The organism is Burkholderia sp. BCC0506 (assembly GCF_902833145.1).
GTDB lineage: Bacteria > Pseudomonadota > Gammaproteobacteria > Burkholderiales > Burkholderiaceae > Burkholderia.
Genome location: NZ_CADFEN010000001.1, coordinates 89,723 through 116,419, shown reverse-complemented (window position 1 = coordinate 116,419; position 26,697 = coordinate 89,723). Strand labels below are relative to the sequence as shown.

Genomic DNA, 26,697 nt, shown 5'->3' with positions numbered 1-26,697 from the left:
TTTCTCCTTCCTTCAGTGAATGCGAATGCAGGCGGCACGATTACGCCGGCAACGGTCCTGGCGCGGCGTTCGCGGCCTGCTCGGGAATCGGCTTGCGCACGAGCAGCAGATAGGCCATCGCACCGGTGAACGCAATCGCCGCCGCGGTGAGCAGCGCGGGCACGAACGACCACTGCTGCGCAATGATGCCGGTCAGGATCGGGGCCAGCGCGCCGCCGATGAAGCCGCCGAAATTCTGGATCGCGCCGAGCGACGCGATGCGGCTCGGCGGCGCGGCCGCCGTCGCGAGCGCCCACGAGCACGCGGACGCCGCGTTGGCGAGAAAGATCACGACCGAGATGCAGGCAAGCGCAACCGTATTGCTTTGCACGAGCGCGGCCGGAATCGTGAACGCGACCATCCCGAGCATCGCGGCCACCACCGCATTGCGCCGGCTCACGACCGGCGACCGGCTGCGGCGCGTGACGAGATCCGACAGCCAGCCGGCGACCAGCGACCCGACGAATCCGCACAGAAACGGCACCGATGCGGCAAACCCGGTACGGATCAGGCTCATGTGCCGCTCCATCGTCAGGTAGCCCGGCAGCCAGGTCAGGTAGACCCAGTTCAGGTACACGGATCCGAAGAAACCGATCAGCATCCCCCAGGTCGTGCCGTGCGAGAACAGGCTGCGCCATTCGGCGAAGGTCAGCTTCGGTGCGGCGGCGACGCTTTGCGCATCGGCATCGAGATAAGCGCGTTCGGCGGCGGACAGTTGCGCGCGCACCGGATCGCGATACAGCGCGAACCACACGACGGCGACGACGAGGCCGAGCGCCCCGGTCACGATGAACGCCCAACGCCAGTGGAACGCAGCAACCAGCACCGACAGCAGCAGCGGCGCAAGCGCGGTGCCGAGCGGCGACGCGGCATTGAAAATGCCGGTCGGCGTGCCGCGCGCACGCAGCGGAAACCAGTTGCTCACCACGCGCGCGGCTGACGGAAATTGCGGCGCCTCGCCGATGCCGAGCACGATGCGCGCGACGATGAACCAGCCGAAGGTGGACACGATGCCGCCCGCCGCCTGCGCGAACGACCAGACGATCAAGCCGATGCCGAGCAGCCGGCGCGGGCCGATGCGGTCGACCAGCCCGCCGACCGGGAACTGGCACAGCGCATAGCTCCATGAGAAGGCCGACAGCAGCAGCCCCATCTGCGAGAGCGACAGGCCGAGATCGCCGCGGATCGCCGAACTCGCGACGGCCAGCGTGCCGCGATCGAGATAGTTGACGATCCCGCTCGCCATCAACAGCGCGAGCGCGATGCGTTGACCGCGCCGAATCCGGGGCGGCGCGTGCGGAACAGGTGGGTGGTCGTTCATGTCGATTGTCTCCATGTCACTGGTAGGGGCCGGGTTCGGCCGTTCCGTCGCATGCGGAATTCAGGTATCCATACGGTTGACTTCGTCGCGCGTCGGGATCGACGTCTGCGCGCCGTGGCGCGTGACGCTGATCGCGGCCGCACGCTGGCCGAAGCCGATCGCGTCGTCCATCGACGCGCCGCCGGCCCGCGCGGCCGCGAACCCGCCGACGAACGTGTCGCCGGCCGCGGTCGTATCGACGGCCGCGACCGCCATCGCGCGATGGCGGCCGCTCCCGGCGCCGCCGCGCCAGCAGACGCCGCGCGCGCCGAGCGTGATCAGCGCGTTGCCGACGCCCTTCGCGCACAGCGCATCGGCGGCGCGCTCGGCGGACGCGTCGTCGCCGACGGCGATGCCGGTCAGCGACTCGGCCTCGGTTTCGTTGACGACGAGATAGTCGACCCGCGCGAGCAACGCATCGAAGAGCGGCTGCGCGGGCGCCGGATTGAGCAGCACCGGCGTGTGGTGCGCGCTTGCGCAGGCAATCGCGCGCGCCACGCTGGCGACCGGCACTTCGAGCTGGCACACGAGCAGCGCGGCCCCGGCGATCGCGTCGCGCGCGGCGTCGATCCGGTCGGCATCGACGCAGGCATTCGCGCCGGGCACGACGACGATGCTGTTCGCGCCGCCGTCGTCGACCGTGATCGTCGCCACGCCGGTCGCGATGCCGGCGATCCGGTGCAGGTGCGTCACGTCGATGCGCTCCGCCGCGAGCGCGCCGTGCAGGCGCGCGCCGAACGCGTCGTCGCCGACACAGCCGATCATCGCGACCGACGCGCCGAGGCGCGCGGCCGCCACCGCCTGGTTCGCGCCCTTGCCGCCGTGAACGGTCTCGAACGTCGTGCCGAGCAGCGTCTCGCCCGGTACCGGCAGGCGCGGCGCGCGCGTGACGAGATCGATGTTGACGCTGCCGACGACGGCGATACGCGGTGACGTGGTGTCGCTCATGCTCGAATGTAAACGCTTACATTTGAGGCCGACGAAATGGCCGGGACGGCCGCTGCCTCTGAAAATTTCACGATACAGATGGAATCCATGTCTGACATAATACGAAGTCGCAGCAAGATAGCGCTTACATTCTCACAGGACCGAATGCGGATGCAAGCGGGACGACCATGAATCGAGGGTAAACAATGACGCCAATGACGCGAGTGGCAACGTACGGCGCCGGCAGGTCTACCCTGCCGGGAGACGGCCGATGAGCACGCCCCGGGCCCGCCGCGGCAGCGGCCGCTCCGTACTCGGCGACGTCGCGAAACTGGCCGGCGTGTCGACCGCGACCGTTTCGCGCGTGTACAACGATCCCGGCAAGGTGTCGGCCGACGTGCAGCAGCGCGTACGCGACGCGGCGCTCGCGCTGAACTGGATCCCGAATGCGGCCGGCCGCGCGCTCGCGTCCACGCGCACCCACATCACGGGCGCGATCATCCCGACCCTCGACGACCAGGTGTTCGCGTCGCAGGTCGCCGGCATGCAGACGGTCATGGCCGAGCACGGCATCACGCTGTTCCTCGGCTGCTCGAACTACGATCCCGCGCAGGCGCTCGCGCAGGTGCGCGCGATGCTGTCGCGCGGCGTGGAAGCCGTATCGCTGGTCGGCGAGGCGTACCCGCCCGAACTGTTCGAACTCCTTGCGATGCATCGCGTGCCGTACGTCGTCACGTATGCGTATCGCGACGACAGCCCGCACTGCTGCATCGGCTTCGACAACCGCGCGGCGTTCGCACGGCTCACCGCGCACCTGCTCGACCTCGGCCATCGCGATTTCGCGATCATCATGCAGCCGTCGACGGACAACGACCGCGTCCAGGCCCGCCTGCGCGGCATCCACGACACGCTTGCCGCGCACGGGCTCGCGGTGCGCCCCGTGCATCAGCACGAAGGCGCGGCCACGATCGCGTTCGGGCGCGCGAGCTTGCGCGCGATCGCCGACAGCGACGCGGCGACGCGTCCGACCGCCGTGATCTGCGGCAACGACGCGCTCGCGCTCGGCGCGTTGCTCGAAGCACAGACGCTCGGCATCGACGTCCCTGCGCAGTTGTCGATCACCGGGTTCGACGACATCGCGCTCGCGCGCGAGATCCAGCCGCCGCTGACGACGATGTGGGTCGACACCGACGCGATCGGGCGCCAGGCCGCGCATGCCTTGCTCGACGCGCTCGAGAACGGCGCCACGGGGCCCGGCCATGCTGTCCAGCCCGAGTTGCGCATACGCGCATCCGCCGCGCCGCCGGCGCGGACGCAGGCGCGTGCGGCGCGCAGGAAATAGCGGAGCCGCGCCGGCTTATTGCATCACATCGAACGGCACCAGTTCGTAGCTCGTGCTCCGGCCGCCGGACGACGAACGCCGCAGCATGCCTTGCGCGACGAGCTCCGTGATGTCGCGCAGCGCGGTGTCTTGCGAGCACTTCGCGAGGGCGGCCCACTTGGTCGTCGTCAGCTTCCCTTCGAAGCCGTCGAGCAGGCGATTCATGATCTTGACCTGGCGTTCGTTCATCGCGGCGCCCGCGCATCGCTGCCAGAAGCGCGCCTTGATCAGCACCGCATCGAGCGTCGTGTGCGCATGATCGATGGCCCGGCCCAGCGTGTTCAGAAACCACGCGAGCCACTCGGTGACGTCGAGCGAACCGCGCTGGGTGCGCTCCAGCACGTCGTAATACGCGTTGCGCTCGCGCTGGATCTGCGCCGACAGGCTGTAGAAACGCTGCGGGCTCCGGTCCGCGCGCGCCAGAACCAGATCCCCGAGCGCGCGCGCGATACGACCGTTGCCGTCGTCGAACGGGTGCAGCGTGACGAACCACAGATGGGCGAGCCCGGCGCGAATCAGCAAGGGCTCGGCCGGCGGCGCGTTGAGCCACGCGAGAAAGCGCTCGATCTCGCGAGCCAGGCGGGCAGCCGGCGGCGCCTCGAAATGCACGCGCTGCCGGCCGATCGGCCCGGAGACCACCTGCATCGGCCCGCTCGCATCCGAGCGCCAGCCGCCGACGGTGATTCGCGACAGCCCCGAATAGCCGGTCGGAAACAGCGCCGCGTGCCACCCGAACAGCCGCGCCTCGGTGACGGGCGCCGCCGAATGGGTCGTCGCGTCGAGCACCATGTCGACGACGCCTTCGACGTGGCGATCGACCGGCGCCAGCGCGCCGATGTCGACACCGAGCCGGCGCGCAATCGACGACCGGACCGATGCGACGTTCAGGTTCTCGCCCTCGATCGCGCTGGTCTTGACGACGTCCTCCGTCAGCGCGCCCAGGCTCGCCTCGTCGCGCAACGTCAGGCCGACATCCGCCAGTCGGCCGACCAGCATGCCTTGCGCACGGCTGACGTCGGCAAGCGGCGCGGCGAGGGCCGGCAGGTCGAAGCGCCATGCCGGCCAGTCGGCCGATTCCCAGATAAAGGTGTAATCTCCGCTCATCATGCGGAGATTATCTACCCATTCGCCGCACGACTCAACAATCTCCGCAAATCATGCGGAGATTAATCGCGTCATTCACCGCACGGCGGCCGGCTACCGTACCCGGCCCGCCCCGCTCGCGCCCGTCGGCGTCGGCTCCCCGAGCCGTTCCGCGAGAAACCCGATGAACGTGCGCAGCGTGACGAACCCTTCCCGGTGCTGCGGAAACACCGCATTGAGCGTGATCGGCGGCGGCACGTACGCGTCCAGCACCGGCACGAGCGCGCCACGGTCGAGCGCCGCGCCGACGATGAAGTGCGGCAGCAGCGCGATGCCGAGCCCGGCGATCGCGGCGTCGCGCACCACTTCGCCGTTGTTCGCGACGAGCGGCCCCTGCACGTCGAACGTCCGCGCCGCGCCGTCGACGCGGAATTCCCAGCCGACCCGCCGCTCGCGCCCGTACAGCAAGCACGTATGGCCGGCGAGATCGGCCGGCGTCTGCGGTGTGCCCTGCCGCTTCAGGTAGGCGGGGCTCGCGCACGCGATCATCCGCCATGCGCCGAGCGGACGCGCGATCAGCGTCGAATCCTCGAGCGAGCCGATCCGCAGCACGAGGTCGAAGCCCTCGCCGATCAGGTCGACGCGCCGGTCGGTCAGGTCGAGGTTCAGCCGCACGGCCGGGTGCGCGGACAGGAATTCGGCGATCAACGGCGACACGTGCGTGATCCCGAACGACAGCGGCGCGCTGATCTTCAGCGAACCATGCAGCTCGGTGCTGCGTACCGACATCGCCTGCTCGGCGTCGGCCACCTCGGCGAGGATCCGCTGCGCGCGCGCATAGAACTCCTGCCCCGATTCGGTGACCGCGAGATTGCGCGTATTGCGATGGAGAAGCCGCACGCCGAGCGACGCCTCCAGCGCCATCGTGCGCCGGCTGACGAACTGCTTGGACAGCATCAGCTGATCGGCCGCCGCCGTGAAGCTGCCCGCGTCGACGGTCGCGACGAAGATCCGCAGGTCGTTGAGTTCCATATTGTCCACTCCATAGCGACAGTCATTATCGCTACGGCGATTTATTTGTCAAATAGATTGACCTAAGATGCATCTCAACGAACGGCCGGGCTCACTTCCGAGGTCCGGCGACTTCAAGGACAAATCATGATCGACATCCGTGCAGCAAACCAACGTGGCCGTGCGGAGCATGGCTGGCTCAGCTCCCGTCATACGTTTTCGTTCGCGAATTACTACGATCCGAAGCAAGTCGGCTTCTCCGACCTGCTCGTGATCAACGACGACCGCGTCGCCCCCGGCCGCGGCTTCGGCACGCACCCGCACCGCGACATGGAAATCCTGTCGTACGTGCTCGACGGCGCGCTCGAACACAAGGACTCGATGGGCACCGGTTCGGTGATCGTGCCGGGCGACGTGCAGTTGATGAGCGCAGGCACGGGCGTGCGTCACAGCGAGTTCAACCACTCGAAGGACACGCCGGTCCACTTCCTGCAGATCTGGGTCGGGCCGGCCGAAAAGGGTGCCGAGCCGCGCTATCAGCAGACCCACGTCGCGGCCGACGACAAGCGCGGCAAGCTCGCCCTCGTCGTGTCGCCGAACGGCGACGCCGGGTCGCTGAAGATCCGGCAGGACACGCGGATTTACGCGGGCCTGTTCGACGGCGACGAAAGCACTACGCTGGAACTTGACCCGAACCGCTTTGCTTACGTGCACGTGGCACGCGGCAGCGTGACGGTCAACGGCGTGACGCTCGGCGAAGGCGACGGCGCGCGCATCCGCGGCGAACAGGCGCTGACGATCGCCGACGGCCAGGACGCCGAAGTGCTGGTATTCGACCTGCGACCGGTCGAAGTGACGGCCGAATGGGCGTGACGCCCGTTCGGGAAACCGGGCCCCGCTGACCGCGGGGCCCTTTTAATCGGAGATTCGCAACATGGCCAAGGTTCTCGTTCTTTACTACTCGTCCTACGGGCACGTCGAAACGATGGCGCAGCACGTCGCGGAGGGCGCGAAATCGGTGCCCGGCGTCGAGGTCACGCTCAAGCGCGTGCCGGAAACGATTCCCGTCGACCAGGCTCGCGCGATCGGCGTGAAGGTCGACCAGGCCGCGCCGGTCGCCACGGTGGACGAACTCGCCGACTACGATGCGATCATCTTCGGCACGCCGACCCGCTTCGGCAACATGGCCGGCCAGATGCGCACGTTCCTCGACCAGACCGGCGGCCTGTGGATGAAAGGCGCGCTCGTCGGCAAGATCGGCAGCGTGTTCGCGTCGACCGGCACGCAGCACGGCGGCCAGGAAACGACGATCACGTCGTTCCACACGACGCTGCTGCATCACGGGATGGTGATCGTGGGCGTGCCGTACGCGTGCAGCGGGCTCGTCAACATGAACGAAATCACCGGCGGCACGCCGTACGGCGCGACCACGCTCGCCGGCGCGGACGGCAGCCGCCAGCCGAGCGCGAACGAGCTCGACATCGCGCACTACCAGGGCAAGCACGTCGCGGAACTCGCGAGCAAGCTCGCGTCGTAACGCGGCGGCCTCTTGGCCTCTTGGCCCCGCAGCCCGCGTCGTGCCGTTGCGCACATGCACGAACGGCGCCGGTTCGACCGGCGCCGTTCGTTCCGTGCGAGGCTGTCGGCCGTTACTGGCCGGACGCCGGCGCGGCCGGCGCCGCGGGCGCCTTTTGCACGGCGTTCTGCGGATAGTTGCTCTGGTCGTTGGTCAATCGGTAACCGCTGCCGGTGCCGATCGCCTTCAGGTCCGACGCGTGCCGCGCGCGGGCCGCCTTGCGCGCGGCCTTCTTCTGCGCCTTGTCGAGCTGCTTCTGCGTCGGTGCGGACGCCGCGTCCTGCGCATAGGCCGCCGGCGTCGCGGTCAACGCCAGACCGAACGACACCGCTACCGCTACCGCTACTGCCACCGAAACCACGCGAGCCTGCTTCATGGCCGGAACTCCTTGTCGATTGTTGATTGTGGGTCGGACACCGGCGCGCACGCGACGGCTTGCGACAACGGCACCGATGCAACGTTAGCCGATCGCCGCGCAAATGTCCGTGTGCGTTCCTGAATTCTTCTGATAACGCCGCCGATACATGCGCGCCGCGTGCGCCGTCGGTTCGGCCCGCCGTCCGCGCCATCAGGGAAACCGCTACCCCGCGGCCGGCCGGTGTCCGCTCAGAGCCAGCGCGACAGCACCGGCAGCAGGATCGGTACGACGAACGCCGTCAGCACGCCGTTCAGCCCCATTCCGAGCCCGGCGAACGCGCCGGCTTCCTCGCCGACCTGGAACGCGCGCGCGGTGCCGATGCCGTGCGACGCGACGCCGAGCGCGAAGCCGCGCACGGCCGGCTCGTCGATCCGCAACCCATTGAGAATCCCGCGCGCGCACACCGCGCCGAAGATCCCGGTCGAGATCACGAGCACGGCCGTGAGCGACGGAATGCCGCCGATCTCGGCGGCAACGGCCATCGCGATCGGTGTCGTCGCCGATTTCGGCGCGAGCGACGCGATCGTCTGGTGCGACGCCCCGAACAGCGCGGCGATGCCGACCGCCGACACGATCGCCGTCAGCGACCCCGCCAACAGGCCGACCAGCAGCGGCAATGCGGTACGCCGCAGCTTCGACCACTGGCGGTACAGCGGTAGCGCGAGCGCGACGGTCGCGGGGCCGAGCAGGAAGTGGACGAACTGCGCGCCTTCGAAATACGTGGGATATGGCGTATGCGTGAGCGTCAGCAGCACGACGATCACCGCGACCGCGATCAGCACCGGATTCGCCAGCGGATTGAAGCGCGCCCGCGCATAGACGGCCTGCGCGAACAGATACGCGACCAGCGTGATGGTCAGACCGAGCAGCGGGCTCGCGGCGAGATAGACCCAGATCGCGCCGAGCTTCGGGAAGGCCGTCATTGCGCGCCCTCCGCGGTGCCGCCCGTGCGGCGCTGGCGCCGCAGCAACGCGCGCGTGACGAGCGCCGTCACCGCGATCGCGAGCGTCGTGCTGACGGCCAGCGCGACGACGACCGCGACCGCGTCGCCGCGCACGCGGTCGGCCGACACCATGATGCCGACGCCCGCCGGCACGAACAGCAGCGACAGGTGCCGCAGCAGCTCCAGCGCGGTCGGCTCGATCGCATCGGCCACCTGCGGGCGCAGCATCACGAAGCCGAACAGCAGCAGCATGCCGATCACGGGGCCCGGCACCGGCAGGCCGAACAGATAGGACACGCCCTCCCCGAGACACTGGAAGATCAGCAAAACCGCGAACGCCTGCAACATGAACCGCTTCTCCCGAACGTGGCCGCGCGGCCGTGCCGCCGCGAGACCGATGAACCGGCGGCTGGCGACGCCGGCGTGAACGATACGCGCGATCGTACCAACAATGACGGCGGCCGGGCGCGATTGCGCGATTGAGATTCAGCCGTTTCAGCCCGGTCACCGGTGTCGCATTTCATCGCGAATTGCTCCGGTAACCCCTGCCAATGATGACGGAAAGGAAAGGCGTGCTGTTGACAGGCAGCTTCTTCCACGGGTTAGGATCACCGGCATGATCCTTGTCTACCGCTACCGGGTGAAGTCGCTCAACGGACTGCTCAACAAGCAGAGCCGTGCGGTGAACTACGTCTGGAACTTCTGCAACGACACGCAGAAGCACGCGCTCAAGTGGAGCAAGAAGTGGCCGACGGGATTCGATCTGAACGTGCTGACGACCGGCAGCAGCAAGGCGCTCGGCATCCACTCCGGCACGATCAACGCGACGTGCGAGCAATACGCGAAGTCGCGCAGCCAGCACCGTCGGCCCTACCTGCGCTATCGCGGCCGGAAATCGCTGGGCTGGGTGCCGCTGAAGGGCCGTGACCTGAAGCGCGAGGGTGACGCGTTCCGTTTCGCCGGCAACACCTTCCGCGTGTTCAACAGCCGACCGCTTCCCGAAGGCAAGATCAAGGACGGGACCAACTTTGCGCAGGATGCACGCGGCAACTGGTTTCTCAACATCGTGATCGAGATGCCGGATGTGCAGGCCCGACCTATCCGTTCCGGTGTTGGCATCGATCTCGGCCTGAAAGACTTCGCCACACTTTCGACCGGCGAGAAGCTGCCCAATGACCAGTTCGGCCGACGCGCGGCGGAAAAGCTGGCGAAAGCGCAGCGGGCGCGAAAGCACAAAAGGCATGTCGCGAAGCTGCACGCAAAGATCGCGAATGCCCGTGCCGACTTCCAACACAAGCTCGCGCTCGATCTGGTGCGGCGTTTCGATTACATCGCGGTCGGCAACGTGTCGGCCGCAAAACTCGCCAGAACCAGGATGGCGAAGAGCGTCTACGACGCGTCCTGGTCGTCCTTCCGAAACAAGCTCCGCTACAAAGCGATCGCGCACGGGGCCACGTTCGAGGAAGTGGACGAAAGCGGTTCGACCCAGTCCTGTTCGTCGTGCGGGTCGAAAGACAGCACGACGCGGCCGAAAGGTATCGCGGGACTGCGAATAAGAGAGTGGGCCTGCAGTGGATGTGGTGTCGTGCATGATCGTGATATCAACGCTGCGCTGAACATTCTCCGATGCGGACGTGCATCGCCAGATGTGGGAATCCTCAGCCTTTAGGCGGAGAAGGACGTCAAGTGGGAAATGACGGAGCTGTTCGAGAACGTCGGCACGATCCAGGACGGCATCAACACGCTGACGAAGGTGCGCAGTGTGGTCGATGCACCCGACGCGAAGCCGCTCGCGGTGCAGCGCGGCGAGATCGTGTTCGAGAACGTGCAGTTCGCGCACGAGGACAACGATCGCCCGGTATTCGACGGGCTGAACCTGACGATCCGGCCGGGCGAACGGATCGGCCTGATCGGCCGCTCGGGCGCCGGCAAGTCGACGCTCGTGAACCTGCTGCTGCGCTTCTACGACGTGAGCGGCGGCACGATCCGGATCGACGGGCAGGACATCGCGCACGTGACGCAGGACAGCCTGCGCGGTGCGATCGGGATGGTCACGCAGGATACGTCGCTGCTGCACCGGACGATGCGCGAGAACCTGCTGTACGGTCGCCCCGATGCAACCGAGCGCGAGATGCGCGACGCGGCCGTGCGCGCGGAAGCGGCCGAGTTCATCGACCGGCTGCGCGACCGCCACGGCCGCACCGGCTACGACGTCGAAGTCGGCGAGCGCGGCGTGAAGCTGTCGGGCGGCCAGCGGCAGCGCGTCGCGATCGCGCGCGTGATGCTCAAGGATGCGCCGATTCTCGTGCTCGACGAAGCGACCAGCGCGCTCGACTCCGAGGTCGAGGTCGCGATCCAGCGCAGCCTCGACAGCCTGATGCGCGACAAGACGGTGATCGCGATCGCGCACCGGCTGTCGACGATCGCCGCGATGGACCGGCTGATCGTGCTCGACGAAGGGCGCATCGTCGAGGAAGGCACGCACCAGCAGTTGCTGCAGGCAGGCGGTATTTACGCGGCGCTGTGGGCGCACCAGAGCGGCGGGTTCCTCGGGGAGACGGCGGACGAGGAAAGCGTAGAGCAGTAAGCGCCTGTCACGGTGGACGCACTATCCGCGCGCGGATCCTCGATCCGTTGCGCGCACACCCATCGCCGCGCCGCCTCATAACGATCCGACAATTTATTGGTTCCCTCGACGAGGCGCGGTCCGTATCGTTCACCGATTCGTCAGACCAATCGACCAACGGGGGAATCCAGCCATGAAACCGATCCGCTCATTCGCGTTGCTCGCCCTGCCGGCCGCGCTCGTCGCCGCCGGCGCGCACGCACAAAGCAGCGTCACGCTGTACGGCATCGCCGACGCGGGCATCGCGTACGTCCACAACGCGCAGAACGCGAACGGCAGCAACGCGTCGAGCCTCGTCAAGTTCAGCAGCGGCAACCTGTCGGGCAGCCGCTGGGGGCTGCGCGGCATCGAGGATCTCGGCGGCGGCCTGTCCGCGCTGTTCCAGCTCGAGAACGGCTTCAACATCGGCACCGGCGCGCTCGGCCAGGGCCAGCGCGAATTCGGCCGCAAGGCCGTCGTCGGCCTCGCGAGCAGCACGTACGGCACCGTGACGCTCGGCCGCCAGTACGACCCGATCGTCGATCTCGTGCAGGGCCTCACGCAGGACAACTACTTCGGCGGCGTGTTCGCGACGCCGGGCGACCTCGACAACTACGACAACAGCCTGCGCGTGAGCAACTCGGTGAAATACACGAGCCCGCTGATCTCCGGCTTCCAGTTCGAGGCGCTGTACGGCTTCGGCGGCGTCGCGGGCGCGACCGGCAGCGGCCGCACGTACAGCTTCGGCGCAAGCTACGCGAACGGCCCGCTGTCGCTCGGCGCCGGCTACTTCTACGCGAACGGCGGCACGACGCTCGCCAATGGCGTGCGGACGTGGTCGAGCAGTTCGGACACGCTGTTCAACACCGTGATCAACCAGGGCTTCTCGAGCGCGAAGTCGATCCAGATCGTGCGCGCGGCCGGCCAGTACGTGCTCGGAGCGGCGACCTTCGGCCTCGCGTATTCGAACACGCAGTACGGCGCGGACACGCTGTCGGCGTTCAACCGGAACGCGAAGTTCAACAACGGCTCGGCGTTCTTCAACTGGCAGTTCACGACGGCGCTGCGCGCGGGTGTCGGCTACAACTACACGTCGCTGACGGGCCCGGCTTCCGCGCACTACAACCAGGTCAACCTCGGCGCGGACTACGCGCTGTCGAAGCGCACCGACCTGTATGCGCTGTTCGGCTACCAGAAGGCGAGCGGCAACACGCTCGACGCGAGCGGGGCGACCGTGAAGGCCGCCGCGTCGGTCGGTTCGTACGGCGTGAACGCCGGCACCGATGCGCAGGCGCTCGCGGTCGTCGGCATTCGCCACAAGTTCTGATCGTCCGGTCGTACGACGAACGCGGCAGGCGCACACCGCGGTGCGCGCCTGCCGCGTTTACACTGTCCGTCTTCACGTTCGTCACGACACAGGGAGCCCGGCATGCTGACGGTATGGGGACGACGCAACGCATTCAATGTCCAGAAGGTGATGTGACTCGTCGACGAGCTCGCGCTCGCCCATCGGCACGTGCCGGCCGGCGGCCGGTTCGGCCTGCTCGACACGCGTGAATTTCTCGCGATGAACCCGCACGGACGTATTCCGGTGATCGACGATGAAGGTACCGTCGTATGGGAGTCGCACAGCATCCTGCGCTACCTTGCCGCACGCTACGGACGCCCCGGCTTCTGGCGCGACGATCCCGCCGAACAGTCGCGCGCCGACCGCTGGATGGACTGGGCGCAGACGACCCTGCAGCCGGCCTTCCTCAACGGCGTGTTCCGCGACTACTACCGCACGCCGCCCGAGCAACGCGACACCGCGCGCGTCGAGCAAAGCATCGCGCAATGCGCGCGGCATTTCCGGCTGCTCGACACCGTGCTGGCCGGGCAGCCGTTTCTCGCAGGCGACGCGATTACCCTCGCCGACATCGCGGCCGGCACGCATCTTTACCGGTATTTCGAACTCGATATCGCGCGGCCCGATGTGCCGCATGTCACGGCGTGGTACGAACGGCTGAAGGCGCGGCCCGCCTATCGCACGCACGTGATGATTCCGTTCGACGATCTGCGCGGACAGCTCGGCTGAGCGCGCGCGAGGCCGGCAGCATCGCCACACCGGTCCGATCACCGGTCTAATGTCGCCGCATGCCGCCGAACCCGTGACCCGCACCAACCGGAAACGCGCCGTGGCGGAAACCCGCGCCCATCGGCACGCCGAAGCGGCGATGCCCGATCGGATTGAAATGGTCGACATGATCGAAGTGGTGGAAACGCCGGAAGCGATCGACGAAGATAAAACTTGCGCCCGCACCGATGAAGAGCGGCGGCCCCCAATACCACGGATCGGCATACGGATAGGCCGCCGCCGGATACCACAGCACGCTGCCGTCGGGGCTTTGCACGATCTGCCACGTACCGTCGTCTTGCAGGCACGCGCGTCCGACGACCTGCTGCTCCGCGCCGTCGATGTCCGCCTGCGCGACGACCGCACGGCAGTGCGCGCCGTTCTCCGCCGGATCGTCGGCCATTTGCGCGAAGGCGGAGATGGAAACGCCGAGACAGACGACGCCTGTCACGGATCGAAACACATTGCACATGATCGGCTCCTGCGTGGTGGCCCCCGACCACCTGATCCCGAGCGTCGCCAACGACGCCCGACACACCGTCTTGCTTGCGCACGATCGTGGCGCGGCGATCACCGCTCGCCGCTGCTGCGCTTCGTACAGGGGTCTCCTGACGGCTAAACGACACAGCGCGGCAGGTTATTCCAGGGGTCGGGATACGGATGTCCGGAGCAGGCACCCACGGCAATCGGTGCCGGGATCAGCGCGTAGCGCGATGTCGGGCGGCGCAGTAGGCAGCCGCTGCGGTGATCCCGAATATCAGATGAGCGATCAGCGTGATCGCGCCGCGCACCGGGATGAACCACGGAAAGATCGTCGTGAACCCGTACAGGTTCACGCCGTACAGGAGGAGCCCGAACGCGCCGCCCGCGAACAGCGCGGCCACGAGCGACAGGCCGTGGACCAGCCGCGCCAGCACGACTGCATAGACCAGCGAAAGCGCCGCATGCACGAGCGTCGCCACGCCCATGACCAGCGGATCGAAGCCGCCGGACGCGCCGAGCACGCTTCGCCCCATCACGATCGCGGCCGTGAGGCGCGCGTCGCGCAACAGATTCCGGACGGCGTCATCGCCGACGATTGCCCAGAGCAGCCACTCGATGACGGTCGATCCGACCGCCGCGCCAAACGCCGCCCAGAGAATCGGCACCACACTCGCTCGTTTCAATGGTCGTCCTCATGACCGGCGGTTCGATGCATCGCACGAACCGCCGTGCAAAGCGCTTTACGACGCACCTTCGCAGTCCGACCAGTACGCAAACGGGTCGCGATGTTTCGGATAGTGCTCGTCCAGCCATTTCAGCAGCGTCGCGCGGGCATTGTCCATGTCGGCCTTCTGCGACGACGTCGTCAGTTCGTGCACTTCGACGGACTTTTCCCGATCGACCACGAAGCAGTTCCAGTCGGGGCCGTCGAGATCCGGATCGTCGGATGCCTTCGACGACTTGCTCCAGCCGAAGCGCTTGCGCGCATCGATGTAGTAGCGCGGATGCACCTTCAGATACGACATCTCGCCGCCCTGCAGGCTGCTCTCGGCGCGCAGCACGTCGCGTTCGTCGACGATCTGCGTGACGTCCGGCAGCCGGCGCGAACGCCATCCGGCAGGCAGCGTCGCCACCGCGCGGACGCTGTCGTACGTGCCCCATTCGAGGCCCCATGCTTCGGCCATGCGTTTCATGAACGCGTCGGCGCTCGGATAACCGCGCAGCTGGATGCGCGTCGACAGCGTGACTTCCACCCCGCGGCGACCGCCGGATGCACTCGACACCTCGTCGTCCGCTTCGAACGGATTGCCCGGACGCGGCGATTCGCGCTTCGCGTCCGCAGGCGCCAGGCCGGAAAAAAGTTGATCCAGCGCCGCACGCGCTTTCGACGATTTGTCTGGTCTATTCATCGGTTCCCTTTTTGTGCAAATTTGAACCCGTACTGCAATGGTTGAGGGTGGCCCTGCCGTCGGGCAAAGGCGCGCATTCGTTTCACTGTTCCGTTTTACCGCGGCGATCTCGCCGTTTTCCGCGGCTGCATTGTAACGACTCGGCGACCGCGGTCGAACGAACGCGACGGGCAGCCCGTCGCATGCCTGACGCACGTGCCGAAGCAGGTACCTGCGCGAACCGCCGGATATGCGCTACCGCAGCGCCTTCACCATGCGTTCCATCAACGCGAGGACCTCGGGCCGATTCTCGCCTTTCGCATGCACGAAGTGATAGCTGAGCAGCGAATCGACCTCGTGACGGCTCACGCGCACGAGTGCGCTACGCTGCAGATACGCATCAGCAAGCGGCGTGCGCGCGAGCGCCACGCCGAGCCCCGCTTCGGCCGCCGCGAGCACGAGGTTGTAATCCTCGAACCGGCGATCCTGCGCACGCGGCTTGAACGGAATGCCGAGTGCGTCGAACCACGTGCGCCAGCCGGTCACGTCGGAATCGTGCAGCAACGGCATGTCGAGCAGCGCGGCGTCGCCGCGGCGGCGACGCATCCTGGCCAGTTGCGCGGCGAGCCGCGGATGCGCGACCGGATACAGCCGTTCCGGCATGAACGGACGCGTCTCGAGCCGACGCCAGTTGCCACGCCCGTACCGGATCGACAGATCCGCTTCGCCGCCGGCGATATCCACGTTGCGCAGTTCGATGCCGAGCTCGATGCGTAGCGCGGGCGCTTCGCTCTCGAGCGCCTGCTGCCGCTCGAACAGCCAGAGCTGCGCGAATGCGGGCACCACGCTCATCCGGACCAGCCGCGGCGTGCGCGGCGAGCGCCACTGATCGGCGGCGCTGTCGATGATCGCGAACGCCTGCTCGATCCGGCCGACGAAACGCTGCCCGTCCGGCGTCAGGCGCACGCCGCGCGCATGCCGTTCGAACAGCGCCATCCCGAGCCAGTTTTCCACGGCGGCCACCCGTCGGCTGATGGCGCCGTGCGTGACGCCGGAGACGTCGGCGGCCGCGAGAAAGGAACCCTCTCGCGCCACCGTGCAGACCGTCTCCAGGCTCGCGAGCGGCGGCCGCGGGCCCGGCATCGGCGCGGCCGCCGCCTGGCGCGCACGCGCCGGCCCGTCGGCCCGACGCGCGCCCGAGCTGTGAGTCATGTTCATACCTGGGTGTTGATCCGTGCGCTAGCTTAGCATCTCGGCACGCCGCACCATTGCCGCATGAACACGCTCTCTTCACCGACGTCGCGCGGCGCGCGACAACCGCTCGTCGCGGCAGCCGCGGTCGCGTTCACGATCGTCTCGTGGGCGTCCGCGTTCCCGTTCATCCGCATCGGCCTGCACGGCCTCGCGCCGCTGCAGCTCGCGGCCGCCCGCTTCGCGACCGCCGCGCTGCTCGTGGTCGCGTGGCTCGCGTGGCGACGGCCGCCGCTGCCGGCGAAAGGCGATGCGTGGCGCTTTCTCGCGTGCGGCCTGCTCGGCATCGCGCTCTACAACGCGCTGCTCAATACCGGCGAACAGACCGTGTCGGCCGGCGCGGCGAGCTTCATCGTGAACACGCTGCCGATCTTCACCGCGTTGCTGGCCGCCGTGTTTCTGCGCGAGCGCTTCAATCGCTGGGGCTGGCTCGGTTCGCTGGTCAGCCTGGCCGGCATCGCGGTGATCGCGCAAGGGCAGCCGGGCGGTCTCGTCCTCGGTTCGGGAAGCACGCTGATTCTCGGCGCGGCGCTCTGTTCGGCCAGCTATTTCGTGTTGCAGCGGCGGCTGATTCCCGTGTACGGCGCACTGCCCTGCACCGCGTACACGCTGCTGGCCGGCGCGCTATTGCTCGCGCCGTGGCTGCCCGGCGCGCTCGTGTCGCTCGGCGGCGGGTCGCGCGACACGGCGCTGGCCGTCGTGGTGCTCGGCGTCTTTCCCGCCGCGCTCGGTTACGCGACCTGGACCTTCGCACTCGGCTACTTCGGCGCGGCGCGCGCGGCCAACTTTCTGTACCTGACGCCGGCGGTGGCGACGTTGCTGTCGGTGGCGCTGACGGGCGAGCGACCCGGCATCGCGACGGTGTGCGGCGGCCTGCTGGCGATTGCGGGGGTGATCGTCGTCGCATTGCGCGGACGGTCGTAGCGTCGACCATGCGGCGAATTGCGTGGCCGACGCGACGATCGAAAGCAGCAGCGAGCCAGATCCAAACCGCCCCGGCCCCTGCCGATCCCGATGGACGGTTCGGCCAGTGCAGCCGGCACCCATTCATTGGCGCTGCTGGATTTGACCGTTAGTTGCATAACAACCGGGATCACCCTCGGCGAAGGATGACCGCGAACCGGAAGACGCGCTTCTCGCATGACCAAACTGTGCAGACAATTCGACCGAACAGTTCTGGATTGACCGCGTGTCAGTGTCCATGGCTTCGCTACGGCGACCGGCCGAATAATGGATGCGGCCGTAAGGCCGGCGACAGCGAATCGCAACCTGCAGCCCACCGCAGCGCACGATTTCCGGCATCCGGAACCTTCGACATCCGGGCGCCGGCCCGCGCCGCGCCGGCGCGCTACGGGATTCGCCGCAGCGCGCAAAACCGGCTTCAGATATATTCATACGATTGCATGACGCCCGGCGACGCGTCGCCCGCTCGCCCGCTCGCCCGGGCGGCAGGCCGCACGGCCGGGCGCCATGCAAATGAAGCCCATGATGGCTATGGAGACGCGTCCGATCGCCCCGGCCCCGCGGCCGGCCGGTCGAGACGTCAATAGAAAGACATTCAATTCGGAGATGGCAGATGGAACGAAGCACTGTCGGCATGCGCTGCAAACCCCTGATCACCGTTGCACTGGCCGCCGCCGCGTTCGCGGCCGCGTCGTCCGCGATGGCCGACCAGGTCGTGAAGATCGGCAGCGTCGAACCGACGACGGGTGGCATCTCGCACCTCGGCAAGGACAATGAGAACGGCGCACGCCTCGCCGTCGAGGAAATCAACGCGAAGGGCCTGACGATCGGCGGCAAGAAGATCACGCTGCAACTCGACGCGCAGGATGATGCGGCCGACCCGCGCCAGGCCACGCAGGTCGCGCAAAAGCTCGTCGACGACAAGGTCGTCGCCGTGATCGGCCACCTGAATTCGGGCACGTCGATCCCGGCGTCGAAGATCTACAGCGACGCGGGCATCGTGCAGATCTCGCCGTCGGCCACGAACCCGACCTACACGCAACAAGGCTTCAAGACGACCTACCGCGTGGTTGCGACCGACGCGCAGCAGGGCCCGGCGCTCGCGAGCTATGCGCAGTCGAAGGGCGTGAAGAGCGTCGCGGTGGTCGACGATTCGACCGCGTACGGCCAGGGCCTCGCGAACGAGTTCGAGAAGAAGGCGAAGGCGCTCGGCCTGAAGGTGCTGTCGCACGACGCGACCAACGACAAGGCGGTCGACTTCCGCGCGATCCTGACGAAGATCAAGGGCGAGAACCCCGACGCGATCATGTACGGCGGCATGGACGCCACCGGCGGCCCGCTCGCGAAGCAGGCGAAGCAGCTCGGCCTGCGCGCGAAGATCCTGTCCGGCGACGGCGTGTGCACCGACTCGCTGGCCGAACTCGCGGGCCCGGCCGCCGACAACGTGCTGTGCTCGCAGGCCGGCGCGGCGCTCGAGAAGATGCCGGGTGGCGCGGGCTTCCTCGCGAAATACCAGAAGCGCTTCAACCAGGGCATCAAGTTCGACGCGCCGTTTGCGTATGACGCGGTCTATATCGTGGTCGATGCGATGAAGCGCGCGAACTCGACCGATCCGGCGAAGATCCTCGCGGCGATGCCGGCAACGAAGTACGACGGCGTGATCGGCACGACGACGTTCGACTCGAAGGGCGACCTGACGCACGGGATCATCTCGATCTACGGCTACAAGAGCGGCAAGAAGACCTTCCTCGACCAGGTGAAGATGTAACCCGACGCGACGCCGGCACGACGGGAACGCCACTCGTCGGCGCCGGCGCCGCGCGGGCCGAATTCAGAATCACGGAGACGAAGCATCATGTGTGCAATGGCGTATGCGGAATTCCAGCAGGAGTTGAAGAAGGCCCAGTTGACGGCGCGCGAGTTCGCCCGCCTGATCCGGATGAACGAAAGTTCGATCACCAACTATTCGAGCAAGGGCACCGTCCCTTCCCACCTCGCGGTCATCGCGAAACTAATCGGCACGCTGGCCGCGCACGAGATCGACTTCCGGCGCGTGATCCGGCAAATGCGGATCGAGCCGAAACGGCCGCGCGGCGTCGGCGTGTTTCCCGCAGCCGAAAAACCGCGGTCGCGGAAAGCGGCGAAAGCCGACGCCTGACCCGCGCCGGCGGAGGTCGACGGCGGCACGGGGATGGCCGCTCGACACGCGATCGACGCCTCGCTACGGGCCGCGCGACCCGCACCGCCCCCGCATCACCCCGCCGCCCGCACATGATCGAGCAGCGCCTGCAACGGATGGCGCACCTGCTTCGACGACAGGCGCTTCACCTGGCTGCGACACGAATACCCGGTCGCGAGCGCCTCGCCTTCCTGCTCCGGCCCTTCGACGTGCGCGGCCCACGATTGCGCATAGATCGTCTTCGACGTCGCGAGATTGCGCGCCTCGTGCCCGTACGTGCCCGACATCCCGCAGCACCCGGTCGCCTGCACCTGCAGGCGCAGCCCGCGACGCGCGAACACCTGCACCCACTGCTTGCCGCTGTCCGGCGCATTGGTCTTCTCGGTGCAGTGCGGCAGCAACCGATATGAGGCCGCCGCCCCGCCCGTGCCGGCTTCGGGCAACACATCCAGCAACCACTCCTGCGGCAGCGCGACCTTCGGCACGTCGGCAAGCCCGGTCACCTTCAGGTATTCCTGCCGATACGTGAGCGTCATCGCCGGATCGAGGCCGACCAGCGCGACGCCCGAGCGCGCCAGCGCGGCCAGTTGCGTCGCGTTGCGGATCGCCGTCTGCCCGAACGCGCGCAGGAACCCTTGCACGTGCAGTGCCTTGCCGTTCGGCGCGAGCGGCGCAAGCCACACCTGAAAGCCCAGCCGCGCCGCCAGCTCGATCAGCGTCGCCAGCTGCTCGGTATCGAAATAGCGCGTGAACGTGTCCTGAACGATGACGACGCTGCGCGCGCGCTGCGCATCGCTCAGCGCGGCGAGCGCATGCGGGTCGGCCGGCTTCACGCGCCATGCGCGGATCACGGCCGCGAGATCGAAGCGGCTCAGCAGCGGGCTGTCGACCATGCCGACCCGGCGCTCGAGCTGCATGCGCACCCAGCCGGCCCCTATCAGCCCGTTGTACAGCGCGGGCACGCGCGCCATCCACGGCATCGTGAATTCGAGCGAGCCGATCAGGTAGTCGCGCAGCGGCCGCAGGTAACGCTGGTGATACAGCTCGAGAAAGCGCGAGCGGAACTCGGGCACGTTCACTTTGACCGGGCACTGGCCCGCGCACGACTTGCATGCGAGGCACCCGGCCATCGCGTCGTACACCTCGTGCGAGAAATCCGCATCGCGCTGACGCGCGTTGCGGCTGTTGCGCCAGCGCGCGGCGAGACCGCGCAGGAACGGCCGCCGCGTGCTTGCCGCCGCGACGACATCGACGCCGGCCTGCCCTTGCAGGCGCAACCATTCGCGCATCAGCGACGCGCGCCCCTTCGGCGACTGCACGCGTTCTCGCGTCGCCTTCCACGACGGGCACATCGCGTCGTCCGGATCGAAGTTGTAGCACGCGCCGTTGCCGTTGCAGTGCATCGCGGTGCCGTAGTGCTGCCACACGCGTTCGTCGATCTGGCGGTCGTGGTCGCCGCGCGTCGGCACCTCGTCGATCTTCAGCAGCCGCAGCGTGGTGTCCGGCGGCGTCGCGATCTTGCCCGGGTTGAACTGGTTGTGCGGATCGAACGCGGCCTTCAACTGCTGCAGCGACGGATACAGCTCGCCGAAGAACGCCGGCGCATATTCGGAGCGCACGCCCTTGCCGTGCTCGCCCCATAACAGGCCACCATGACGCTGCGTGAGTTCGGCCACCGCGTCCGACACGGGCCGCACCAGCGCCGCCTGCCTCGGGTCCTTCATGTCGAGCGCCGGGCGCACGTGCAGCACGCCGGCATCGACGTGGCCGAACATCCCGTACTGCAGCCCGTGGCCGTCGAGCAGCGCGCGGAACTCGGCGATGTACGCGGCGAGGTTCTCGGGCGGCACCGCGGTATCCTCGACGAACGGCTGCGGACGCGCCTCGCCCTGCACGTTGCCGAGCAGGCCGACCGCGCGCTTGCGCATCGCATACACGCGCTTGACCGCATCGTCGCCGGCCGCCAGCGTATGGCCGAGGCGCTCCACGCTCGTATCGGTGCGCAAATGCTCGACGAACGCGCGCACGCGTGCATCGACGTCGCGTTCGTCGTCGCCGCTGAATTCGATCAGGTTGATGCCGAGCGTGGGCCGCGCGTCGTCCTGCGGAAAATACTCGGCCACGCTGCTCCACACGAAATCCTTCATCGCGAGCATCAGCACCTTCGAGTCGACCGTCTCGATCGACAGCGGCCGGTGTTCGAGCAGCGCGCGCGCGTCGCGCAGCGCATCCATGAAGCCCGCGTAACGCACGTTGACCAGCACCGAGAACTTCGGGATCGGCAGCACGTTCAGCTTCGCCTCGACGACGAAACCGAGCGAGCCTTCCGCGCCGCACAGCACGCTGTTCAGGTTGAAGCGGCCGTCCGGTTCGCGCAGGTGCGCGAGGTCGTAGCCGGTCAGGCAGCGGTTGAGCTTCGGAAACTTCGCGTCGATCAGCGCGGCCTGCTCGTCGCTGATGCGCCGCGCGGTGCGATACACCTTGCCGACGCGGTCCTGCCGCGCACAGCGGCGCTCCAGTTCCTCATCGTCGAGCGCGTCGCTGCGCAGCCGTTCGCCGCCCATCAGCACGAAATCGAGTTCGAGCACGTGGTCGCGCGTCTTGCCGTACGTGCAGCTACCCTGCCCGCTCGCGTCGGTGTTGATCATCCCGCCGACGGTCGCTCGGTTCGACGTCGACAGCTCCGGCGCGAAAAAGAGCCCATGCGCTTTCAGCGCGGCATTGAGTTGATCCTTGACGACGCCGGCCTGCACGCGCACCCAGCGCGCTTGCGCGTCGATTTCGAGGATCCGGTTCATGTTGCGCGACAGGTCCACCACCACGCCGTCGGTCAGCGACTGCCCGTTGGTGCCGGTGCCGCCGCCGCGCGCGGCGACCGCGACGTCGCGGTGCGCAGGTTCGGCCAGCAGGCGGGCGAGCAGCTGGACGTCGTCCGCATGCGCGGGGCAGATCACCGCCTGCGGCAGGCGCTGGTAGATCGAGTTGTCGGTGGCCTGCACGGTCCGGTTCGCATGGTCCGCGTGAATTTCGCCGGCGAAACCGGCCGCCCGCAGCGCGGCGAGAAAATCGCGGTAGACGTTCGCGGACGGGCTGGCGGGACGGGGCAACGGAGCGATCGACATGGGTTGGAAGCGCAAGGTGGGGGAAGCCGGTGTGCCTCTCGGTCAAAATCATGAGTTTTGAGCAAGATTCCACGCAGCCCGGAAATCCAGTATCTTGCTAATCTGCGCGATAAACAAACGAATTCTGTTCCGGCAAAACTTGCATAAAACTCATGAATTACCGTCACCTGACGCCGTCGATGTCGCTGCTGCTCGTATTCGAGGCCGCCGCCCGGCATGAAAGCTATACGCGCGCGGCGGAGGAGCTGTCGCTGAGCCAGAGCGCGATCAGCCGGCAGGTGCAGACGCTCGAGGATCAGCTCGGCGTGCCGCTGTTCCGGCGCGAAGGCCGCTCGGTGAAGCTGACCGACGTCGGGCGGCGCTACTTCGTCGAGCTGAGCGGCGCGCTCGGGCGGATTCGCGGCGCGACGCTGCAGGCGATGTCGCACCAGGCCGGCGCCGGCACGCTGCGGCTCGCGACGTTGCCGACCTTCGGGTCGAAATGGCTGCTGCCGCACCTGCACGGCTTCTACGCCGCGCACCCGGGCGTGACCGTGCATCTGCATTCGCGGATCGGCGGCATCGATTTCCACACCGACGATCTCGACGCGGCGATCACCGTCGGCACGGGCGACTGGCCCGGCCTGCACGCGCACCGGCTGTACAACGAGTTCCTGATCGCGATCGCGAGCCCCGATGCGGCCGGCCGGCGCAAGACCGAATCGCGCGCGCCGGCATGGGCTGCCGGGCAGACGCTGCTGGGCGTGACGAGCAATCAGCAGGCCTGGGCCGAATGGTTTGCGCATTTCGGGCTCGATCATCGCCAGATGCGCATCGGCCCGAGCTTCGAGCTGACGTCGCACCTGATCCAGGCCGTGCGGGCCGGGATGGGGATCGGCCTCGTGCCGAAGGTGCTGGTGGAAGACGAGCTGAGCCGTCGCGAGCTCGTGACGATCGGCGACGCGATCACCAGCCAGCGCAGCTACTACCTCGTGTATCCGCCGGAAAACGACACGTTGCCGTCGCTGGCGGCGTTCCGCGAATGGCTGCTGAAATCGTGCTGACGCGCCGCCCGTAGCGTGCGTCAGGCACACCATTCGCCGAGAATCTGCTCGGCGAGGTAGTCGCACGGCGGGCGCGCGGACTGCGCGCTGCGCGCGAGCACGACCTCGAGTTCGCCGAGCGACGGCAGCCCGTGGCTCTCCGACAGCTGCAGCAGGTGTTCCGGCACGCAGCAGCGCGCGAGCGGCGCGATCGCGAGGCCGGCCTCGACCATGCTGAGCAGCCCGAGGAAACTCGGGCTTTCATACGACATCCGGAACGGAATCTTTTGCCGGTTCAGCGCCTTGATCGCATGATCGCGCGCCATGCTGCCGTGCGCGAACAGCGCGACCGGCAGCGGCCGCTCTTCCCACACGTTGCGTTTCGGCGATCCGGTCCAGACGACCGGCTCGAGCCGGATCAGTTCGCCTGACACGCCCTTGACGCGGGTCAGGCACGCGAGGTCGACCGTGTTGTCCTTCAGCATCGGCACGAGCGCGCTGCTCGGCTGGCCGATCACGCGCACTTCGACGCGCGGATGCATCGCGGCGAACTTGCCGAGCACCTGAGGCAGCAGCGACGAGATGTAATCGTCGGGCACGCCGATCGTCACGCGGCCGCGGATCTCCGGGCGCACGACCGACGCCCACGCCTCGTCGCGCATCGCGAGCATCCGGCGGCCGTAGTCGGCCAGCACCCTGCCGTCGTCGGTCGGCGTCACGTTGCGCGTATCGCGGATGAACAGCGGCTTGCCGAGCGCGTCTTCCAGCGTCCTGATCTGCATGCTCACCGCCGACGGCGACCGGTGCACGGCCTGCGCGCCCTGCGCGAACGAGCCGGTTTCGGCGACGGCCACCACCATCGCGAGCACGTCGAGGTCGAGCTTCTTCATGGCGATTCAGAAAAACTGATCAATCGATTCAGTTTATCCCGTTTTACTGTTCACCTCCATCGCCGGACAATGAATTCCGTCAGCACTCACTCGATGCAGGAAGCGGAAAACATGCATACGTCCGGATCGCTCTACGGGTTTCTCGTCGTCGGCGGCATGCTCGCGGTCACGCCGGGGCCGAACATGGTCTACGTGATGTCGCGCTCGATCGCGCAAGGGCGGGCGGCCGGGCTCGTTTCGCTCGCCGGCGTGATGATCGGCTATCTGTTCTACATGTTCGCCGCGGCGTTCGGCATCACGACGCTGTTCATGAGCGTGCCGTATGCAGGCAGCGTGCTCGGCGTGGTGGGCGCCGCGTATCTGCTCTATCTCGCATGGCAGGCGGTGCGGCCCGGCGGCCGCTCGCCGTTCGAGGTGAAGACGCTGCCGAACGAGCAGCCGCTGCGGCTGCTCGCGATGGGCGCGACGACCAGCGTGCTGAACCCGAAGCTTGCGATGCTGTTCGTGTCGTTGCTGCCGCAATTCATCGACTACGGGCAAGGCAGCGTGTTCGGCCAGTCGCTGTTTCTCGGCTCGCTGCTGATCGCGGCGTTCGTGTCGGCCAACGGGCTGGTGGCGATCTGTTCGAGCAACCTCGCGAAATTCCTGCAAGGCCGCCCGGCGCTTTTGCTCGCGCAGCGCTGGGCGATGGGCGTCATTCTCGGCGGCCTTGGCGTGCAGATGATGATCGACGCATCGAAGACGGCGGGCATCGCGTAAGCGTCGCGCCGCCGCGCGGGCCCGCCCGTTCGCGGGCCGCGAGCCGGCATCACGCGGCAACGGCCTGCCGCTGGGCCTCGAGTTCACGCACGAGCGGCAGCACGCGCTTGCCGAAGTACTCGACTTCCTCGATGAAGTGCAGGAATCCGGCCAGCACGAGATCGACGCCGATCGCCTTCAGCGCGACGATGCGCTCGGCGATCTGCTGCGGCGTGCCGATCAGGTTCGTGCGAAAGCCGTCGTTGTACTGCACGAGATCCTCGAACGTCGATTTCGCCCAGTTACCCTCGCCTTCGGGCGACGCCTTGCCGGCCTGCTTCACCGCATCGCCGAACGCGTGCACGGCCTCGACGTGCGCATGCCGGATGATGTCGTCGAGCACGGCCTTCGCTTCCTCCTCGGTGTCGCGCGCGATCACGAACGCATTGACGCCGATGCGCACGCGATGGTCGTTCGCGGCCGCCTTCGCGCGGATGTCGTCGATCTGCGCCTTCAGGTTCTCCGGCGTGTTGCCGTTCGTGAAGTACCAGTCCGACACGCTCGCCGCGTTGTCGCGTGCCGCGCGCGAGCTGCCGCCCTGGAAGATTTCCGGATGCGGCTTCTGTACCGGCTTCGGGCTCAGCGTGTAGTCGTTGAAGCGGTAGAAGTCGCCCTTGAACGTGAAGTTGTCCTGCGTCCAGATGCCCTTGAGCGCCTGGATGAATTCCTTCGAACGCCGATAGCGTTCGTCGTGCTCGAGCCACGGCTCGCCGATCGCGGTGAATTCGCCCTTGAACCAGCCGCTCACGACGTTGATCGCGATGCGCCCGTTCGAGATGTGATCGATCGTCGCGAGCTGCTTCGCGACCACGGCCGGATGCCACGGCCCCGGCAGGATCGCGGCGAGTACCTTGAGCTTCGTCGTCGCATGCAGCAGCGCCTGGCTGAACGACACCGACTCGTGCTGGTATTCGGCGCCGTAGCCGGCCGTGAAGCGGATCTGGCTCAGCGCGTAGTCGAAGCCGGCCGCCTCGGCCGTGCGCGCAAGTTTCTGGTTGTATTCGAGGCTCCAGTCGGTGCGCTGCTCGATCGTGCTGACGACGAGGCCGCCGCTGACGTTCGGCACCCAGTACGCGAATTTGACGCCATCGGCGGAAGGGTCGGGAAGGCTCATGAAGGTGTCCTGGTCGAAGGGAGAAACGAAA

General features: G+C 67.5%; 24 protein-coding genes and 2 pseudogenes. 12 read left to right on the top strand and 14 right to left on the bottom strand.

Annotation, left to right across the window (positions count from 1 at the left end; all coding sequences use genetic code 11):
* Positions 1 to 40: 40 nt before the first annotated feature.
* Complete coding sequence (locus tag HWX62_RS00440; protein ID WP_175931302.1) at positions 41 to 1,360, bottom strand: MFS transporter; 1,320 nt, start codon at positions 1,358 to 1,360, stop codon at positions 41 to 43.
* Positions 1,361 to 1,420: 60 nt separating this feature from the next.
* Entirely contained in the window at positions 1,421 to 2,347 is a 927-nt protein-coding gene (gene rbsK / locus HWX62_RS00435) for a ribokinase (protein ID WP_175931301.1), read from the bottom strand.
* A gap of 250 nt (positions 2,348 to 2,597) precedes the next feature.
* Here rbsK and HWX62_RS00430 point away from each other — a divergent pair, with 250 nt between their 5' ends.
* A complete protein-coding gene (locus tag HWX62_RS00430) occupies positions 2,598 to 3,668 on the top strand; it encodes a LacI family DNA-binding transcriptional regulator (protein WP_175931300.1) in 1,071 nt (356 codons plus the stop codon).
* A gap of 15 nt (positions 3,669 to 3,683) precedes the next feature.
* On the opposite strand, the gene HWX62_RS00425 is transcribed toward HWX62_RS00430, so the two are convergent.
* Both HWX62_RS00425 and HWX62_RS00420 read right to left on the bottom strand, forming a co-directional pair.
* A complete protein-coding gene (locus tag HWX62_RS00425) occupies positions 3,684 to 4,814 on the bottom strand; it encodes a Fic family protein (RefSeq protein WP_175931299.1) in 1,131 nt (376 codons plus the stop codon).
* Between the two features lie 90 nt (positions 4,815 to 4,904).
* Entirely contained in the window at positions 4,905 to 5,822 is a 918-nt protein-coding gene (locus HWX62_RS00420) for a LysR family transcriptional regulator (protein ID WP_175931298.1), read from the bottom strand.
* 126 nt (positions 5,823 to 5,948) lie between these two features.
* On the opposite strand from HWX62_RS00420, the gene HWX62_RS00415 reads away from it, so the two are divergent.
* Both HWX62_RS00415 and wrbA read left to right on the top strand, forming a co-directional pair.
* Positions 5,949 to 6,674 carry a pirin family protein gene (locus tag HWX62_RS00415; protein WP_175931297.1) on the top strand — a complete coding sequence of 242 codons (726 nt, stop codon included), beginning with the start codon at positions 5,949 to 5,951 and terminating at the stop codon, positions 6,672 to 6,674.
* Between the two features lie 61 nt (positions 6,675 to 6,735).
* A complete protein-coding gene (gene wrbA, locus HWX62_RS00410) occupies positions 6,736 to 7,338 on the top strand; it encodes an NAD(P)H:quinone oxidoreductase (protein ID WP_175931296.1) in 603 nt (200 codons plus the stop codon).
* A 112-nt stretch (positions 7,339 to 7,450) separates the two neighbouring features.
* On the opposite strand, the gene HWX62_RS00405 is transcribed toward wrbA, so the two are convergent.
* The 3 genes from HWX62_RS00405 to HWX62_RS00395 form a co-directional block, all read right to left on the bottom strand.
* Positions 7,451 to 7,753 (bottom strand): hypothetical protein, encoded by a 303-nt coding sequence (locus tag HWX62_RS00405; protein WP_175931295.1) that lies wholly within the window; start codon positions 7,751 to 7,753, stop codon positions 7,451 to 7,453.
* Between the two features lie 230 nt (positions 7,754 to 7,983).
* Entirely contained in the window at positions 7,984 to 8,718 is a 735-nt protein-coding gene (locus HWX62_RS00400; RefSeq protein ID WP_175931294.1) for an LrgB family protein, read from the bottom strand.
* Positions 8,715 to 9,086 (bottom strand): CidA/LrgA family protein, encoded by a 372-nt coding sequence (locus tag HWX62_RS00395; RefSeq protein ID WP_175931293.1) that lies wholly within the window; start codon positions 9,084 to 9,086, stop codon positions 8,715 to 8,717. Before HWX62_RS00395 ends, HWX62_RS00400 begins: the two co-directional genes overlap by 4 nt.
* 268 nt (positions 9,087 to 9,354) lie before the next feature.
* Between HWX62_RS00395 and HWX62_RS00390 the strand changes: the two genes are divergently transcribed.
* The 4 genes and pseudogenes from HWX62_RS00390 (at position 9,355) to HWX62_RS00375 (ending at position 13,417) form a co-directional block, all read left to right on the top strand.
* Positions 9,355 to 10,407: an RNA-guided endonuclease TnpB family protein gene (locus tag HWX62_RS00390; protein ID WP_175931292.1), complete on the top strand. Its 1,053-nt coding sequence runs from the start codon at positions 9,355 to 9,357 to the stop codon at positions 10,405 to 10,407.
* 18 nt (positions 10,408 to 10,425) lie between these two features.
* Positions 10,426 to 11,325, top strand: a pseudogene (locus tag HWX62_RS00385) (ATP-binding cassette domain-containing protein); the annotation flags it as partial.
* Between the two features lie 172 nt (positions 11,326 to 11,497).
* Entirely contained in the window at positions 11,498 to 12,670 is a 1,173-nt protein-coding gene (locus HWX62_RS00380) for a porin (protein WP_175931291.1), read from the top strand.
* A 102-nt stretch (positions 12,671 to 12,772) separates the two neighbouring features.
* Positions 12,773 to 13,417: pseudogene (locus HWX62_RS00375) on the top strand (glutathione S-transferase).
* A gap of 46 nt (positions 13,418 to 13,463) precedes the next feature.
* Here the strand turns inward: HWX62_RS00375 and HWX62_RS00370 are convergent.
* From HWX62_RS00370 to HWX62_RS00355, 4 genes are all read right to left on the bottom strand, one after another.
* Positions 13,464 to 13,928 carry a hypothetical protein gene (locus HWX62_RS00370; RefSeq protein ID WP_175931290.1) on the bottom strand — a complete coding sequence of 155 codons (465 nt, stop codon included), beginning with the start codon at positions 13,926 to 13,928 and terminating at the stop codon, positions 13,464 to 13,466.
* A gap of 226 nt (positions 13,929 to 14,154) precedes the next feature.
* On the bottom strand, positions 14,155 to 14,622 hold the full coding sequence (locus tag HWX62_RS00365) for a sodium:proline symporter (RefSeq protein ID WP_175931289.1): 468 nt from the start codon (positions 14,620 to 14,622) through the stop codon (positions 14,155 to 14,157).
* Between the two features lie 57 nt (positions 14,623 to 14,679).
* Positions 14,680 to 15,348, bottom strand: coding sequence for a nitroreductase (locus HWX62_RS00360; protein WP_175931288.1), 669 nt, complete (start codon positions 15,346 to 15,348; stop codon positions 14,680 to 14,682).
* 234 nt (positions 15,349 to 15,582) lie between these two features.
* The gene (locus tag HWX62_RS00355) at positions 15,583 to 16,545 is read right to left on the bottom strand and encodes a LysR substrate-binding domain-containing protein (RefSeq protein ID WP_175931287.1); all 963 of its coding nucleotides are present in this window, start codon (positions 16,543 to 16,545) and stop codon (positions 15,583 to 15,585) included.
* A 57-nt stretch (positions 16,546 to 16,602) separates the two neighbouring features.
* Between HWX62_RS00355 and HWX62_RS00350 the strand changes: the two genes are divergently transcribed.
* From HWX62_RS00350 to HWX62_RS00340, 3 genes are all read left to right on the top strand, one after another.
* Entirely contained in the window at positions 16,603 to 17,502 is a 900-nt protein-coding gene (locus HWX62_RS00350; protein WP_175931286.1) for a DMT family transporter, read from the top strand.
* A gap of 652 nt (positions 17,503 to 18,154) precedes the next feature.
* A complete protein-coding gene (locus HWX62_RS00345) occupies positions 18,155 to 19,309 on the top strand; it encodes a branched-chain amino acid ABC transporter substrate-binding protein (RefSeq protein WP_175931285.1) in 1,155 nt (384 codons plus the stop codon).
* Between the two features lie 87 nt (positions 19,310 to 19,396).
* On the top strand, positions 19,397 to 19,699 hold the full coding sequence (locus tag HWX62_RS00340; RefSeq protein ID WP_011549323.1) for a hypothetical protein: 303 nt from the start codon (positions 19,397 to 19,399) through the stop codon (positions 19,697 to 19,699).
* A 95-nt stretch (positions 19,700 to 19,794) separates the two neighbouring features.
* On the opposite strand, the gene HWX62_RS00335 is transcribed toward HWX62_RS00340, so the two are convergent.
* Entirely contained in the window at positions 19,795 to 22,842 is a 3,048-nt protein-coding gene (locus HWX62_RS00335) for an FAD-binding and (Fe-S)-binding domain-containing protein (protein WP_175931284.1), read from the bottom strand.
* A 152-nt stretch (positions 22,843 to 22,994) separates the two neighbouring features.
* Between HWX62_RS00335 and HWX62_RS00330 the strand changes: the two genes are divergently transcribed.
* Positions 22,995 to 23,885 (top strand): LysR substrate-binding domain-containing protein, encoded by an 891-nt coding sequence (locus HWX62_RS00330; protein ID WP_175931283.1) that lies wholly within the window; start codon positions 22,995 to 22,997, stop codon positions 23,883 to 23,885.
* Between the two features lie 20 nt (positions 23,886 to 23,905).
* Here HWX62_RS00330 and HWX62_RS00325 read toward each other — a convergent pair whose 3' ends face one another.
* Complete coding sequence (locus HWX62_RS00325) at positions 23,906 to 24,754, bottom strand: LysR substrate-binding domain-containing protein (protein WP_175931282.1); 849 nt, start codon at positions 24,752 to 24,754, stop codon at positions 23,906 to 23,908.
* A gap of 111 nt (positions 24,755 to 24,865) precedes the next feature.
* On the opposite strand from HWX62_RS00325, the gene HWX62_RS00320 reads away from it, so the two are divergent.
* Positions 24,866 to 25,513, top strand: a complete 648-nt coding sequence (locus HWX62_RS00320) for a LysE family translocator (RefSeq protein ID WP_175931281.1) — start codon at positions 24,866 to 24,868, stop codon at positions 25,511 to 25,513.
* A gap of 49 nt (positions 25,514 to 25,562) precedes the next feature.
* Here the strand turns inward: HWX62_RS00320 and sfnG are convergent, their stop codons facing one another.
* Entirely contained in the window at positions 25,563 to 26,666 is a 1,104-nt protein-coding gene (gene sfnG / locus HWX62_RS00315) for a dimethylsulfone monooxygenase SfnG (RefSeq protein ID WP_175931280.1), read from the bottom strand.
* Positions 26,667 to 26,697: the final 31 nt, after the last annotated feature.

Coding starts and splice junctions, on each gene's coding strand:
- HWX62_RS00345 (WP_175931285.1), top strand. CDS start 18,155: ATGGAACGAAGCACTGTCGGCATGCGCTGCAAACCCCTGATCACCGTT.
- HWX62_RS00415 (WP_175931297.1), top strand. CDS start 5,949: ATGATCGACATCCGTGCAGCAAACCAACGTGGCCGTGCGGAGCATGGC.
- HWX62_RS00430 (WP_175931300.1), top strand. CDS start 2,598: ATGAGCACGCCCCGGGCCCGCCGCGGCAGCGGCCGCTCCGTACTCGGC.
- HWX62_RS00360 (WP_175931288.1), bottom strand. CDS start 15,348: ATGAATAGACCAGACAAATCGTCGAAAGCGCGTGCGGCGCTGGATCAA.
- HWX62_RS00320 (WP_175931281.1), top strand. CDS start 24,866: ATGCATACGTCCGGATCGCTCTACGGGTTTCTCGTCGTCGGCGGCATG.
- HWX62_RS00350 (WP_175931286.1), top strand. CDS start 16,603: ATGAACACGCTCTCTTCACCGACGTCGCGCGGCGCGCGACAACCGCTC.
- wrbA (WP_175931296.1), top strand. CDS start 6,736: ATGGCCAAGGTTCTCGTTCTTTACTACTCGTCCTACGGGCACGTCGAA.
- HWX62_RS00395 (WP_175931293.1), bottom strand. CDS start 9,086: ATGTTGCAGGCGTTCGCGGTTTTGCTGATCTTCCAGTGTCTCGGGGAG.
- HWX62_RS00405 (WP_175931295.1), bottom strand. CDS start 7,753: ATGAAGCAGGCTCGCGTGGTTTCGGTGGCAGTAGCGGTAGCGGTAGCG.
- HWX62_RS00330 (WP_175931283.1), top strand. CDS start 22,995: ATGAATTACCGTCACCTGACGCCGTCGATGTCGCTGCTGCTCGTATTC.
- HWX62_RS00425 (WP_175931299.1), bottom strand. CDS start 4,814: ATGATGAGCGGAGATTACACCTTTATCTGGGAATCGGCCGACTGGCCG.
- rbsK (WP_175931301.1), bottom strand. CDS start 2,347: ATGAGCGACACCACGTCACCGCGTATCGCCGTCGTCGGCAGCGTCAAC.
- HWX62_RS00400 (WP_175931294.1), bottom strand. CDS start 8,718: ATGACGGCCTTCCCGAAGCTCGGCGCGATCTGGGTCTATCTCGCCGCG.
- HWX62_RS00420 (WP_175931298.1), bottom strand. CDS start 5,822: ATGGAACTCAACGACCTGCGGATCTTCGTCGCGACCGTCGACGCGGGC.
- HWX62_RS00370 (WP_175931290.1), bottom strand. CDS start 13,928: ATGTGCAATGTGTTTCGATCCGTGACAGGCGTCGTCTGTCTCGGCGTT.
- HWX62_RS00335 (WP_175931284.1), bottom strand. CDS start 22,842: ATGTCGATCGCTCCGTTGCCCCGTCCCGCCAGCCCGTCCGCGAACGTC.
- HWX62_RS00355 (WP_175931287.1), bottom strand. CDS start 16,545: ATGAACATGACTCACAGCTCGGGCGCGCGTCGGGCCGACGGGCCGGCG.
- HWX62_RS00380 (WP_175931291.1), top strand. CDS start 11,498: ATGAAACCGATCCGCTCATTCGCGTTGCTCGCCCTGCCGGCCGCGCTC.
- HWX62_RS00440 (WP_175931302.1), bottom strand. CDS start 1,360: ATGAACGACCACCCACCTGTTCCGCACGCGCCGCCCCGGATTCGGCGC.
- HWX62_RS00340 (WP_011549323.1), top strand. CDS start 19,397: ATGTGTGCAATGGCGTATGCGGAATTCCAGCAGGAGTTGAAGAAGGCC.
- sfnG (WP_175931280.1), bottom strand. CDS start 26,666: ATGAGCCTTCCCGACCCTTCCGCCGATGGCGTCAAATTCGCGTACTGG.
- HWX62_RS00325 (WP_175931282.1), bottom strand. CDS start 24,754: ATGAAGAAGCTCGACCTCGACGTGCTCGCGATGGTGGTGGCCGTCGCC.
- HWX62_RS00390 (WP_175931292.1), top strand. CDS start 9,355: ATGATCCTTGTCTACCGCTACCGGGTGAAGTCGCTCAACGGACTGCTC.